Source organism: Planotetraspora sp. A-T 1434 (assembly GCF_025420585.1).
In the GTDB taxonomy this organism is placed as follows: Bacteria; Actinomycetota; Actinomycetes; order Streptosporangiales; family Streptosporangiaceae; genus JAOEGB01.
Genome location: NZ_JAOEGB010000026.1, coordinates 1 through 12,136, shown reverse-complemented (window position 1 = coordinate 12,136; position 12,136 = coordinate 1). Strand labels below are relative to the sequence as shown.

At 69.7% G+C, this 12,136-nt stretch carries 12 protein-coding genes and 1 riboswitch; of the genes, 6 read left to right on the top strand and 6 right to left on the bottom strand.

Annotation, left to right across the window (positions count from 1 at the left end; genetic code table 11):
- Positions 1-44 precede the first annotated feature (44 nt).
- The 3 genes from N5079_RS28070 to N5079_RS28060 all read left to right on the top strand — a co-directional run bounded on the left by N5079_RS28070 (position 45) and on the right by N5079_RS28060 (position 1,009).
- Positions 45-230, top strand: a complete 186-nt coding sequence (locus N5079_RS28070) for a hypothetical protein (protein ID WP_261587152.1) — start codon at positions 45-47, stop codon at positions 228-230.
- Between the two features lie 26 nt (positions 231-256).
- Positions 257-327: riboswitch (guanidine-III (ykkC-III) riboswitch) on the top strand.
- Between the two features lie 7 nt (positions 328-334).
- Entirely contained in the window at positions 335-580 is a 246-nt protein-coding gene (locus N5079_RS28065; protein WP_261587151.1) for a CBU_0592 family membrane protein, read from the top strand.
- A gap of 42 nt (positions 581-622) precedes the next feature.
- Entirely contained in the window at positions 623-1,009 is a 387-nt protein-coding gene (locus N5079_RS28060) for a VOC family protein (protein ID WP_261587150.1), read from the top strand.
- Between the two features lie 310 nt (positions 1,010-1,319).
- Here the strand turns inward: N5079_RS28060 and N5079_RS28055 are convergent, their stop codons facing one another.
- The gene (locus N5079_RS28055; RefSeq protein WP_261587149.1) at positions 1,320-1,766 is read right to left on the bottom strand and encodes a hypothetical protein; all 447 of its coding nucleotides are present in this window, start codon (positions 1,764-1,766) and stop codon (positions 1,320-1,322) included.
- Positions 1,767-1,851: 85 nt separating this feature from the next.
- Here N5079_RS28055 and N5079_RS28050 point away from each other — a divergent pair, with 85 nt between their 5' ends.
- The gene (locus tag N5079_RS28050) at positions 1,852-2,346 is read left to right on the top strand and encodes a GNAT family N-acetyltransferase (RefSeq protein WP_261587148.1); all 495 of its coding nucleotides are present in this window, start codon (positions 1,852-1,854) and stop codon (positions 2,344-2,346) included.
- Here the strand turns inward: N5079_RS28050 and N5079_RS28045 are convergent.
- Positions 2,316-2,870 carry a PadR family transcriptional regulator gene (locus tag N5079_RS28045; protein WP_261587147.1) on the bottom strand — a complete coding sequence of 185 codons (555 nt, stop codon included), beginning with the start codon at positions 2,868-2,870 and terminating at the stop codon, positions 2,316-2,318. The genes N5079_RS28050 and N5079_RS28045 overlap by 31 nt on opposite strands.
- Positions 2,871-2,951: 81 nt before the next feature.
- Between N5079_RS28045 and N5079_RS28040 the strand changes: the two genes are divergently transcribed.
- Positions 2,952-3,722 carry an alpha/beta hydrolase family protein gene (locus N5079_RS28040; RefSeq protein WP_261587146.1) on the top strand — a complete coding sequence of 257 codons (771 nt, stop codon included), beginning with the start codon at positions 2,952-2,954 and terminating at the stop codon, positions 3,720-3,722.
- Here N5079_RS28040 and N5079_RS28035 read toward each other — a convergent pair whose 3' ends face one another.
- Together N5079_RS28035 and N5079_RS28030 are read right to left on the bottom strand one after the other, a co-directional pair.
- Positions 3,723-5,750 carry a molybdopterin-dependent oxidoreductase gene (locus tag N5079_RS28035; RefSeq protein ID WP_261587145.1) on the bottom strand — a complete coding sequence of 676 codons (2,028 nt, stop codon included), beginning with the start codon at positions 5,748-5,750 and terminating at the stop codon, positions 3,723-3,725.
- Positions 5,747-6,193 (bottom strand): RpiB/LacA/LacB family sugar-phosphate isomerase, encoded by a 447-nt coding sequence (locus N5079_RS28030; RefSeq protein WP_261587144.1) that lies wholly within the window; start codon positions 6,191-6,193, stop codon positions 5,747-5,749. The genes N5079_RS28035 and N5079_RS28030 overlap by 4 nt, the downstream gene beginning before the upstream one ends.
- A gap of 49 nt (positions 6,194-6,242) precedes the next feature.
- On the opposite strand from N5079_RS28030, the gene N5079_RS28025 reads away from it, so the two are divergent.
- Positions 6,243-8,648, top strand: a complete 2,406-nt coding sequence (locus N5079_RS28025; RefSeq protein ID WP_261587143.1) for a lysylphosphatidylglycerol synthase transmembrane domain-containing protein — start codon at positions 6,243-6,245, stop codon at positions 8,646-8,648.
- Between the two features lie 283 nt (positions 8,649-8,931).
- Here N5079_RS28025 and mgrA read toward each other — a convergent pair whose 3' ends face one another.
- Positions 8,932-9,957 carry an L-glyceraldehyde 3-phosphate reductase gene (mgrA, locus tag N5079_RS28020; protein WP_261587142.1) on the bottom strand — a complete coding sequence of 342 codons (1,026 nt, stop codon included), beginning with the start codon at positions 9,955-9,957 and terminating at the stop codon, positions 8,932-8,934.
- Positions 9,954-11,999, bottom strand: coding sequence for a S9 family peptidase (locus N5079_RS28015; protein WP_261587260.1), 2,046 nt, complete (start codon positions 11,997-11,999; stop codon positions 9,954-9,956). The genes mgrA and N5079_RS28015 overlap by 4 nt, the downstream gene beginning before the upstream one ends.
- Positions 12,000-12,136: the final 137 nt, after the last annotated feature.

Genomic DNA, 12,136 nt, shown 5'->3' with positions numbered 1-12,136 from the left:
TCCTGCTCGCGCTGGACGGCCATGCCCGGGTCCGGGTGGTCGTCATGGCGCCTGATTGCGCCTTCGAGTCGGTCGAGGAGCTGGCGGCGAGCGCGTGCCGGAGGCTGTGCCTCGACCTCGGCAGGGCCGGTGAGGTGATCGAGGCCGCCCGAGATCTGGGGGTCTGGCCGGTGCCGCCGCGCCGTCTCGTGACGATGTGGTGGGACACGTCACCGCAAGGAGGGAAATAGTCCTCACAATTGCGATGTTCGGGGTGTTAGACGCCCTCGTCCCTGGGCGTCCCGGACGAGGTGCCTGCCGTACCCGGTTCTGCTAAGACGGCACGCGGGAAGCCATGGAAGAACTCGTTCAGGTCATCGGCGCTGTCCTCATCCTCAGCGCGTTCCTGCTCTCTCAGCTCAAGGTCATCGACGGCGAGTCGCCGCTCTATCTGGTCCTCAACCTCGCCGGCTCGGCCGTTCTCGCGTGGATCGCCCTCTCAAGCCGTGACTGGGGTTTCGTGCTCCTCGAAGGGATGTGGGCGGTCGTCTCCGCCGTCGCTCTCCTGAAGCTCTCTGCGAGGAAGCGTACGACGGGGTAACCAGCTTGACACCTTTGCTGGTGTCGCGATTGGCTGGGCCGCATGATTGAGATCCAGGCGGTGACCATCGACAGCGCCCAGCCGTACGAGCTCGCCCAGTGGTGGAGCGCGGCCCTGGGCTGGCCCATCGTCGACTCCGAGCCGGAGGACGACGAGGTCATGCTCCACCGTCCCGACGGTCCTCCGCATGTGCTTTTCATCCGCGTGCCCGAGGGCAAGAGCGTCAAGAACCGCGTGCATCTGGATGTCACGCCCACCGAGGGGCGCACCCGCGACGAGGAGGTGGACCGGCTGCTCGCTCTCGGGGCCAAGCCCCACGAGGACCACCGCACCGCCGAGGGGGCCGGCTGGTTCACGCTGCTCGACCCCGAGGGCAACGAGTTCTGCGTCTGCCGGGGCGAGGCCGAGCGAGCCGCGTCGTCTTCTTAGACCGCCTCCGCCCCCCATGTCGCCGTGATCATGCAGGGTTTCCCGGGAAGCTCGGGGACGTCGGCTTTCGCAAATCGTGATCATGCATCGATTCCGCCGCAGGCAGCCTGATCAGCGCCGTTACGTTCGTGATCATGCGCTGTTCATTCGGAGGGGGCATCGTCTCGCCGTGCATGATCACGCTGGGCGAAGCGCCAGGTAGGGCGGTGCATGCGGGAACATGTGCATGATCACGCTGGGGGGAGCGGCGGGTGGGGCGGTGTATGCGGGAACATGTGCATGATCACCACACCACATGATCACCACATGATCAGCCCTTGGCGCGGCCTCGCATCGACAGGGTGAGGATGCCCGTGATGAGGTAGACGAGCGCGCCTCCCCACAGCGCGTCCCAGGCCGCGCCGAAGACGCCCTCGCCGTCGACGACGAGCTGCACCGGGTACATCAGCAGGGCCGCCCCCAGGCCCGGATAGAGGGCGAACCGCCAGGGGTGGCGCAGGGACCAGAGCCTCGCCTGCCGGGTCACCCGGTCGCCCTCCTGCGGCCGGGAGATCGCGCCGATCCCCGCCACCAGCGAGAACAGGCCGATGCCCACGCACAGGGCCCACGTCAGGTCGGCCGGACCGGGGAGGATCCAGCCCATGAACAGGCTGGTGGCCGCCACCACGCCGCCGGAGATCGCCGCCGCCTTCCAGGGCGCGCCGCGCAGAGCGGCTCCGGCGAGGGACATCTCATCGCTTCGGGTCAGTTCATTCATGCTTACATGCTGCGTTTCGTAGCGTTTCCGGGGCATCGGGGAAGTCCCTGACCGCCCCCTGAGGCGTCCCGGTTAGGCTCTCCGGATGTCCCCTTCACCCCAGTCCCTTCCGTCCCGGCCCTCATTCCGTGCGGCCCGGCGCGCGGATATCCCGGCCATCGTGGCGATGCTGATCGACGACCCCATCGCGGCGGCCCGCGAAAGCCTCGACGGCGCGGACTACGAGAACTACCGGGACTACGAAGCGGCCTTCGCGGCGATCGACGCAGACCCGCGCAACGAACTGATCGTCGTGGAGGTGGACGGCGAGGTCGCCGGGACGATGCAGCTCACCTTCATTCCCGGCCTGTCACGCCGCGGCGCCGAGCGCGCCCAGATCGAGGCGGTCAGGGTCGCCGCGCCGTACCGGAACCGGGGGATCGGCCGGACGATGATGGAGTGGGCGGTCGAGCGGGCCAGAGATCGCGGCTGCGCGCTCGTCCAGCTCACCTCGGACAAGGCGCGCTCGGATGCCCACCGCTTCTACACCGGTCTCGGCTTCACCGCCTCTCACGAGGGCTTCAAGCTCCGGCTGAGCTGATCGATCATCCAGCGGCACCACTCCGCCCGGTGCCGCTCGTAGGTGAGACCGCAGCGCAGGACAGCCATGTTCCCGAACGCCGGCGTGCCGAACGGCGGTGGGTCCGCCTCCATGGCCCCCCAATCGGCCTCGTACTCGCCCAGGCGCTCCTCGTGCCGCCGCAGTGCCGTACGGAACATCTCGATCAGAGAGGCGGGGTCCGCGAGCCAGGCGGCGTAGGTCTTGAGCACCAGTTCGTCGCGCTCCGGCTGAGACCGGGGCGGCTCCGTGACCCAGGCCCGCAGGGCGTCCCTCCCCTGGGGAGTGATCGAGTAGACCTTCTTGTCCTGCGGCCCCGGCCCGGGCGCCGTGGCGTACGAGACCAGCCCGGCGGCCAGGAGACGCTGGAGATCCGTGTGGATCTGGCTGTGGCTGGCCGTCCAGAACCGGCCGACCGGGTGGCGCATGCGTGTGGCGATCTCATATCCCGTGCTGTCGGCGCGCGCCAGTACGGCGAGGATCGCGAATCCGAGCGTGGAGGTCATGGGGGCCATCGTCCGCTCAGGATATTGACTCGCCCGCTGATCGCCTTCACTATGTCAATTCTTACATAGCGGAGGTGTCCGATGCTCAGGAAGCCCGGCATGGTCGTGCCGCTGATCCTGCTGACCGCCTGCGGGGGCACGGCCGGTACGGCAAGCACGGCCGCGAACAGTCCGGGGTCGCCCGCGGCCTCTCCAGCCTCTCCGACCACTCCGGCCGCCTCCCCGGCCGCGACGGGGCCGAACGTCCAGGGATGCTTCACCGAGGCGGACGGTCGCGTCTTCACCTACCCGGATGCCGACGGTGACCCGTACACCGGTGTGATCATCGGCGACGGCCCGGTAGGAGTGGTCGTGTCGTACGAGCGGGGCGGTGACGTGTGCACGTGGCGGCCCCTCGCCGAACGGCTGAAGGCCGCGGGCTACCGGGCCCTGCTGTACGACCGCAGCGCCCTCGCCCCGGTGGACGACCTGATCGTCCAGATGGCCGGTCGGCTCAGAAAGGCCGGCGTGAAGCGGCTGTTCCTGGTCGGAGGCTCGGTCGGCGGCCACATGTCGATCGTCGCGGCGACCCGGCTCAAGCGGCCCGTCGCGGGCGTGGTCAACCTGTCCGGAGTGGCGATCGCCGACGAGGCGGCGCCTCTCGGCGTTCCCCTTCTGCAGATCACGGCTGAGGACGACGGCTCGGCGCCTCCGGCCGCCCTGGAGGAGGCGGCGCGTGCCGCCGTGAAGTCACCCGATCGCCCGGTCGTCGTCGTGCGCGGTGAGCATGCCCACGCGTCGAGCCTCTTCGGCACGGCTCAGGGCCCGAAGGTGCTCGACACGATCATGGCGTTCCTGGCGAAGCATGACTGATCAGATCGCGGCGATCTCCACCAGGTTGTCGTGGTAGACCGCTCCCTTGCCCATGTCGGCGTCGCGCTCCTCCACCGCGGCGTTCGGGTTGGCGCCGCCGGGGCTGAGCTTGGGCCAGTGGCCCTTCGGGGCGGCGACCACACCGGGCCGGACCCGGTCGCTGATCTCCACGTACGCCCTGAACTCGCCGTTGCCGTTGAACACCCGGGCGAGCTGGCCATCGGCGAGCCCGCGCGGGGCCGCGTCCGCCGCGTTCACCAGGACCTTGGGCCCCTTGGAGCGCCTCAGCAACTCGGGGTTGTTGCCGAAGGTCGTGTTCAGGAAGGTGTGCGACGCCGGAGTGATCATCGTGAGCGGATACTCACGGGAGGCGCCGGCCGTACGCGCGGTGAACGACGGGACGTAGCCCGCGACCCGGGGGAGACCGGCGGCCTCGGCGCGCTCGGAGACGAACTCCAGCCTGCCGGACGGCGTGGGGAAGCCGTCGGTGAAGGGGACGAACGGGTCGGGCGCGTCCAGCCGGGCCCATCCCTCCTTCCTGAGCCGGTCCAGCGTGATCCCGGGGGTTCCGGCGAGAAGCTGCTCGGCCAACTCCAGATCGGAGTCGTAGAGGGACGGCTCCGTCATGCCCATCTGCCGGGCGAGGCGGCGGAACGTCTCGGTCGTGGACAGGGACTCCCCGGCGGGCTCGACGGCCGGTTCGTTCCACATGAGATACATGTGTCCGTAGCCCGCGTGCAGGTCGATGTGCTCGGTCTGCATGGTGGCGGGCAGCACGATGTCGGCGTAGTCGACGGTGTCGGTCGGGAACTGCTCCATCACGACCGTGAACAGGTCCTCCCGGCTCATGGCCTCGCGGATCCGGTTCTGGTCGGAAGTCGAGCCGAGCGGGTTGGCGGCGTAGACCCACAGGCACTTGACCGATTCGTCGAGGCCGTCGGCCAGTCGCGTCATCGTCAGCGTGCGGACCGGCTTGGGCAGCAGGTCATAGCGGGCGTTCACCGCGAGCGTCGCATAGGCGGACGTCGAGTACGCCACGCCGCCGCCCGGATGCCGCCAGTCGCCCGTCACGCCGGGGATGCAGGCGATCGTCCGCATCGCCGACCCGCCGCCCTCGTGGCGCTGGATGCCCATCGTGGCGCGGATCCCCGTCGGCCGGGTGTGCGCGAGCCGTACGCCGAGGGCCCGGATGTCCGCCTCCGGCAGGCCGGTGATGCCGGCCACGCGGCTCGGGGGATATTTCAGGATCTCGGCCTTGAACTCGTCCCAGCCGTGGGTGTGGTTCTCCAGGTAGTCCCGGTCCTCGGCGCCCTCCTCCAGGACGACGTGGAGCAGGCCGAGCGCGAGCGCGGCGTCCGTGCCCGGCCGGATGGGGAGATACTCGTCGGCCTGGTCGGCCGTACGGGTGCGGATCGGGTCGATCGCCACGACGTGCGCGCCGGCGGCCCTGGCGTCCTGGATGAACTTCCACAGGTGATGGCCGCTGGTCAGCGTGTTGGTGCCCCACAGCAGGATCAGCCGGGACAGTGCGAACGTCTCGGGATCCATGCCGCCGGGCGTGCCGTTGGTGTATCGCAGGCCGTCGTTGCCCGCCCGCGAGCAGATGTTGAGATCATGCCGGGAGGCTCCGAGGGCGTTCCAGAACCGCCGCCCGGCCTCGCCCGACTCGCCCTGGATGTACCCGAGCGTCCCCGTGCCCTGGTACGGCCAGATCGCCTCGCCGCCGTGCTCCCGGACGATCTCGGTCAGCCGGTCGGAGATCGTGGAGAGCGCCTCGTCCCAGCTGATCCGCTCGAACCGGCCCGAGCCCTTCGGCCCGACGCGCTTCAGGGGATGGAGGATGCGGTCGGCCGCCCGCGTGTGCTCCAGGTAGCGGTTCACCTTCACGCACAGCGCGCCGCGCGTGTACGGATGATCCTTGTTGCCCCTGAGGCCGACGGCCTCGCCGTCCTTGACCGTGACCTCCCATGAGCAGGTATCCGGACAGTCAAGCGGACACGCCCCAAGGACCCGCAATTCCCCAGTCATGGCCGTGATTCTATGTTTTCCAGCTCGGCGATATTGAGAAGGTCCTCCGCGTCCGCGCTGGGCGTCCCGGCGAACCACGCGTCGAGGATCTCCACCAGCAACCGCTCGGAGGTCAGACGGAGGCTGAGGGCCAGCACGTTGGCGTCGTTCCACGTCCGGGCGCCTTCGGCGGTCGCGGCGTCGGCGCACAGCGCGGCCCGCACACCCGCCACCTTGTTGGCCGCGATGGAGGCGCCCGTGCCCGTCCAGCAGCACACGATCGCCTGATCGGACCGCCCCGTGGAGACGTCCCTCGCGGCACTCGAACAACACCAAGCCCAATCGGCACGGTCACCCGGGGCCAACGCTCCATAGAGTGTGACTGAATGGCCGCGCCGCTCGACCTCGGCCACGAGCCGAGACGCGATCCCGTCAAGGCTGTCCGAGGCAAGAGAAACTCGCATGCCGTCAATTGTGGACACTAAGTGCGAAGATCGCACAGAATCGCTGGTGGTGAGAGGTATCAAGGAGCAGGACCTGACGCTGGACACTCCTCAGCAGGGAGTCGTCCTCGTTGTCGAGCCGCTCCTGCCGCAGCGGATCCGCCGCCCGTCCGACGCGCTGCGGTTCCTCCTCACGCTCATTGCCCTCGCCTGCGTCGTGCTCCTGGCCCTGGCGCTCCAGCGCACCCTCAACGGCCTGGAGACCGACGTGCAGGCCGGGACCGGCCGGGCTCCCGACCTGCTGTCGTCCGTCTCCGGGCTGCTCGGCGGCGTCGCCGTCCTCATCGTCCCCGTGGCGTTCGCGGTCGAGCGGGTCTTCCACCGAGACGGCATGCGGATCGCTCAGGGCCTCATCGCGGCCATCCTGGCCCTGCTGATCTCCTACGCGCTCGACGAGTGGCTCGTCACGTCCGGCCCGGCCGAGCTCAAGCAGCTCCTCACCGGGGGCCGGGAGGTCGAGCCGCTCAACACCGTGCTCACCCCGGCCATCGCGTACGCGACAGCCGTACGGATGTCCCGGCGGACGCAGTGGCGCGCGCTCATGTGGACGGCGCTCGCGCTCGACGTCCTCGCGCTCTTCACCGCCACCAAGGTCACCGCGCTCGGCGTGATCCTCACCTACCTCGTCGGCCTCGCCGTCGGTTTCGGCACGCTGTACGGCATAGGCAGCGCGAACACCAGGCCGCCGGGCAGCTCCGTGCTGGCCGCCCTGCGGCGGCTCGGCTTCGCGCCCATCAGCGCCCGGCGGGTGGAGGACGACAGCTCCGGCAGCCGCCGCTACCTTGTCGGGCTGGCCAACCAGCGCCATCTCGACGTCACCGTGCTCGACAGGGACCGGCAGGTCGCCGGGATCGTCTACCGCCTGTGGCGGCGGCTCCGGCTCAACACCGAGACCCGGCGGCGGGCCATCCGATCACTGCGCGCGGAGCTCGAGCGCGAGGCCCTGATGGCCTACGCCGCCCAGGCCGCGGGCGCGAGCCTGCCCCGGCTGCTCGGCACGAGCGAGATCGGCACCGAGGCCGCCCTGCTCGCCTACGAGCACATCGACACCCGGCCGGTGCAGGAACTGCCCGACGAGGACGTCGACGACGAACTGCTCGGCCAGATGTGGGAGCAGGTGCGTCTTCTCCACGCCCACCGGCTCGCCCACCGGCACCTGACCGGCGAGAGCATCCACGTCGACGCGACCGGCCGGGTGCTCCTGGTCGACGCCCGCAGCGGCGAGATCGCGGCCGGCGACCTGCTGCTGAAGCTCGACATCGCCCAGCTCCTCGCCTACCTCGGCACAAGGGTTGGAGCCGAGCGCTCGGTCAGGTCGGCGGCGGCGGTGCTCGGCGCGGACACGCTCGCCGGGGCGCTGCCCCTGCTCCAGCGGATCGCCCTCAGCCGCGACACCCGGGCCGCCACCCGGAAGAACAAGGACCTCCTCCCGGCCATCCGGGAGCAGATCGTGACGCTCAAGCCGCAGGTCGAGGTGGAGGAGGTCCGGCTCGAACGGTTCAGCCCCCGGACCCTCCTGACGATCATCGCCAGCACGGCCGCGGCGTACTTCCTGCTCACCCAGCTCAGCCGGGTCAACGTCGTCTCCGTCGTGGCGACCGCCAACTGGATGTGGAGCGGCATCGCCCTGGTCGCCGCCGCCGTGAGCTACGTGGCCGCCGCGATCATGCTCAGGGGCTTCGTGCCGGAGTCGCTGCCCCTGGGCCGGACTGTGCTGGCGCAGCTCGCCGGGTCGTTCGTGAAGCTCGTCGCTCCCGCGGCGGTCGGCGGCGTGGCGATCAACACGCGCTACCTGCAGAAGCGCGGCGTGCCGCCCGGCCCGGCCGTCGCCAGCGTCGGCGCCTCCCAGCTCGTCGGCCTGGCCTCGCACATCCTGCTGCTGCTCTTCTTCGGATACGTCACCGGCACCCAGGCGGCGCCGTCCCTCACCCCGTCACGCGGGCTGCTGGTCGCGCTGCTCGCCGTCGCGGTGCTGTTCCTGGTCGTGCTGGCCGTACGGCCACTGCGGCGGTTGCTGACCTCCCGCGTGCGCGCGATGTTCTCCGGCGTCATCCCGAGGCTGCTCGACGTGGTCCAGTCGCCCCGCAAGATCATCGAGGGCGTCAGCGGGACGCTGCTGCTGACGATCGCGTTCGTGGTCTGCCTGGTGGCCTGCGTCCGGGCGTTCGGCGGCGACCTGAGCTTCACCGCCGTCGCCGTCGTCTTCCTCGCCGGCAACGCGATCGGCTCGGCCGCCCCCACACCCGGTGGCCTGGGGGCGGTCGAGGCGTCGCTGTCACTGGGCCTCACGGTCGCCGGCCTGCCGGGAACGGTCGCCACCTCAGCGGTCCTGCTCTTCCGCCTGCTGACCTTCTGGCTCCCCGTCCTCCCCGGCTGGGCCTCCTTCACCTACCTCCAACGCCACCAAGCGATCTAGCGACGCCCCAGACGGCGCCCCGCGGCGTTGTCCTCGGTCGACGCACAAACCCGGTGCGCCTCCCTCGTCCGCCTTGCGGTGCATCCATCTGGAACGCCGCTAGCAGTGGGGCGATCCAGCGCCCCAGACGGCGCCCCGCGGCGTTGTCCTCGGTCGACGCACAAACCCGGTGCGCCTCCCTCGTCCGCCTTGCGGTGCATCCATCTGGAACGCCGCTAGCAGTGGGGCGATCCAGCGCCCCAGACGGCGCCCCGCGGCGTTGTCCTCGGTCGACGCTGGGCACTTAGTGCGCGCTTGAGGTGGCCCAGAGGTTGATGCCGGAATCGACGGCGTCCTTGTCGATGGCGTCCAGTTCCTCGGAGGTGAAGTCGAGCCGGTTCACCGAGTCGAGGCTGTCGTCGAGCTGCCGCACGCTGCTCGCGCCGATCAGGACCGACGTCACCCGCTTGTCGCGGAGCGCCCAGGCCAGCGCCATCTGCGCCAGCGACTGCCCGCGCTTCCGCGCGATCTCGTTCAGCGTCCGGACGTGCCGCAGCGTCTCTTCCGTGAGCAGGCTCGGGTCGAGCGACTTGCCCTGCGCCGCCCGGGAGTCGCGCGGTATGCCGTCGAGGTAGCGGTCGGTCAGCATGCCCTGGGCCAGCGGCGAGAACGCGATGCACCCCGCGCCCTCCTCCTCCAGGACGTCAAGCAGGCCGCTCTCGATCCACCGGTTCAGCATCGAGTAGGACGGCTGGTGGATCAGCAGGGGAGTGCCGAGCTCCCGCAGGATCCGCGCGGCCTCCCTGGTGCGTTCCGGCGAGTACGACGAGATGCCGGCGTAGAGCGCCTTTCCGGACCGCACCGCGTGGTCGAGTGCGCCCATCGTCTCTTCCAGCGGCGTCTCGGGGTCGAACCGGTGGCTGTAGAAGATGTCGACGTAGTCGAGGCCCATCCGCTTGAGCGACTGGTCGAGGCTGGACAGCAGATACTTCCGCGACCCCCACTCGCCGTACGGCCCGGGCCACATGTCGTATCCGGCCTTCGTCGAGATGACCAGCTCATCGCGATATCTGGCGAAATCCTGCTGGAAGATGTGCCCGAAGTTGATCTCGGCGGAGCCGTACGGCGGGCCGTAGTTGTTGGCCAGGTCGAAGTGCGTCACCCCGCGGTCGAACGCCCTGCGCAGGATGGCACGCTGGGTCTCGATCGGCTTGTCGTCGCCGAAGTTGTGCCAGAGCCCGAGCGAGACGGCGGGCAACTTGAGCCCGCTTCTCCCTGTCCGGTGGTACGGCATGGGCCCGTATCGGCCGTCGGCCGCGGCGTAGGTCATTCGGTCACTCCAACTCGGTCCAGAATCCAGGAGAGCGCGAACGCCTCCTCGCGCCAGGCGTCGTAGCGGCCACTGCGGCCGCCGTGCCCGGCGCCCATCTCGGTCTTCAGCAGGAACGGCCCGCCCACTGCCCGGTCGCGGAGGCGGGCGATCCACTTGGCGGGCTCGTGGTAGAGCACGCGGGTGTCGTTGAGGCTGGTGATCGCCAGAATCGGCGGGTACGGCCGGCCGTCCACGTTCTCGTAGGGCGAGTACGACTTCATGTACGCGTAGACCTCGGGGTCGTGCAGCGGGTCGCCCCACTCGTCCCATTCGATGACGGTCAGCGGCAGCGACGGGTCCAGGATCGTGTTGAGGGCGTCCACGAACGGCACCTCGGCCACGACCCCGGCGAACTCCTGCGGCGCGATGTTGGTGACCGCACCCATGAGCAGGCCGCCCGCGGAGCCGCCCCGCGCGATGACCTCGCCGGCCCAACCCTCTGCCTTGAGGTGCCGCGCGCACGCCACGAAGTCGGTGAAGGTGTTCTTCTTCCTGGTCAGCTTGCCGTCCTCGTACCACCGGCGGCCCATCTCGCCACCGCCCCTCACATGCGCGACGGCGAAGACGAACCCCCTGTCGAGCAGCGAGAGACGGGCCACCGAGAAGTACGGGTCGATGGAGGTCTCGTAGCTGCCGTAGCCGTACAGGAGGGTCGGGGCGGGCCGGGTGGTGCCCTTCTTGACGACGATCGAGATGGGCACCTTCGTCCCGTCCTCCGCCGTGGCCCACTCGCGGAACTGCTCGTAGTCGTCCGGGTCGTAGCCGCCCAGGACGACCTTCCGCTTCAGCAGGATCAGCTCGTCCGTCCGCAGGTCGTAGTCGTAGACGGACGCGGGGGTGATCATCGAGGTGTACCCGAGCCTCAGCCTGCTCGTCTCGAACTCCGCGTTCCCCGACGGCGCGACGTCGTAGATCGGCTCAGGGAAGGAGATCTCGTACGGCTCGCGCCCGTCGCCCGGCAGGATGCGAATGCCGGTCAGGCCGTCGCGGCGGAAGTGGACGACGACATGGTCCTTGAACGCGTCGAGGTCGAGCAGCCGGGTGTCGTCCCGGTGTTCGATGAGCGTCGTCCACGTCGCCGCATCGTCGAGGGGAGCCGTCGCCAGCTCGAAGTTGACCGCGCCGTCGTTGTGGAGGATGAGAAAGTGGTCGCCCGCGTGGTCCAGGCCGTACTCCACGCCGGTCTGCCGCGGCCTGACGACCGCGAACTCGCCGGTGGGGTCGCTCGCGTCCAGTACGCGGACCTCGCTGGTGATCTTGCTGCCCGCGCTCAGGACGAGGTAGCGCTGGCTCCGCGTCAGCGCGATGCCGACCCAGTACCGCTCGTCGTCCTCCTGGTAGACCAGAACGTCGGCGTCGGACCCCAGCGTGTGGCGGTAGATCCGGTACGGGCGCCACGCCTCGTCGATGGTCGTGTAGAAGAACGTCGAGCCGTCGGCCGACCAGGCGCCGCCGTAGAAGATGCCGGGGATCTCGTCGGGGAGCAGCTCGCCGGAGCGCAGGTCCTTGAACCTGAGCGTGAACCGCTCGTCGCCGGTGAAGTCGGTGGAGTACGCCAGCATGGTGCCGTCCGGGCTGACCGCGCTCGTCCCGATGGAGAAGAACGGGCTGTCGCCGGCCAGCTCGTTTCCGTCGAGGAGCACCTGCTCGCCGGGGAGCGACTCGCCCGGGGTCAGCTCGGGCGGGCTGTCACCGTCCGCCGCGACCCGGCACTGGATGCCGTACTGCTTGCCTTCCTCGGTGCGGGAGTAGTACCACCAGGCGCCCTTGCGGGTCGGCACCGACAGGTCGGTCTCCAGCGTGCGCCCCTTGATCTCCTGGAAGATGGTCTCCTGGAGCTTCTTCAGGTGGCCGGTGATCTCCTCGGTGTAGGCGTTCTCCGCCTCGAGGTGGGAGATGGTGTCGGGATCGTCCTTCTTGAACAGCCAGGCGTACTCGTCGACCACGGTGTCGCCGTGGTGCGTGCGCTCGGCCGGGACCTTCTTCGCCACAGGCGGCATGTCGCTCACCCGCCAAAGTCTATGTTCGCCGTGGTCGCGGTACGGCGAGGCCTCATCGAGGCCCGCCACGGCCGCTGCCGGGCCGTCGCGGGTCTGTCGCGGGGCCCGTCGCGGGTCCGTCGCCACCAATCCGGACG

What these genes read in the sequence shown, in the direction of transcription:
- N5079_RS28070 (WP_261587152.1), top strand. Translation starts at nt 45, where the DNA reads ATGGCGCCTGATTGCGCCTTCGAGTCGGTCGAGGAGCTGGCGGCGAGC.
- N5079_RS28065 (WP_261587151.1), top strand. Translation starts at nt 335, where the DNA reads ATGGAAGAACTCGTTCAGGTCATCGGCGCTGTCCTCATCCTCAGCGCG.
- N5079_RS28060 (WP_261587150.1), top strand. Translation starts at nt 623, where the DNA reads ATGATTGAGATCCAGGCGGTGACCATCGACAGCGCCCAGCCGTACGAG.
- N5079_RS28055 (WP_261587149.1), bottom strand. Translation starts at nt 1,766, where the DNA reads ATGAATGAACTGACCCGAAGCGATGAGATGTCCCTCGCCGGAGCCGCT.
- N5079_RS28050 (WP_261587148.1), top strand. Translation starts at nt 1,852, where the DNA reads ATGTCCCCTTCACCCCAGTCCCTTCCGTCCCGGCCCTCATTCCGTGCG.
- N5079_RS28045 (WP_261587147.1), bottom strand. Translation starts at nt 2,870, where the DNA reads ATGACCTCCACGCTCGGATTCGCGATCCTCGCCGTACTGGCGCGCGCC.
- N5079_RS28040 (WP_261587146.1), top strand. Translation starts at nt 2,952, where the DNA reads ATGCTCAGGAAGCCCGGCATGGTCGTGCCGCTGATCCTGCTGACCGCC.
- N5079_RS28035 (WP_261587145.1), bottom strand. Translation starts at nt 5,750, where the DNA reads ATGACTGGGGAATTGCGGGTCCTTGGGGCGTGTCCGCTTGACTGTCCG.
- N5079_RS28030 (WP_261587144.1), bottom strand. Translation starts at nt 6,193, where the DNA reads ATGCGAGTTTCTCTTGCCTCGGACAGCCTTGACGGGATCGCGTCTCGG.
- mgrA (WP_261587142.1), bottom strand. Translation starts at nt 9,957, where the DNA reads ATGACCTACGCCGCGGCCGACGGCCGATACGGGCCCATGCCGTACCAC.
- N5079_RS28015 (WP_261587260.1), bottom strand. Translation starts at nt 11,999, where the DNA reads ATGCCGCCTGTGGCGAAGAAGGTCCCGGCCGAGCGCACGCACCACGGC.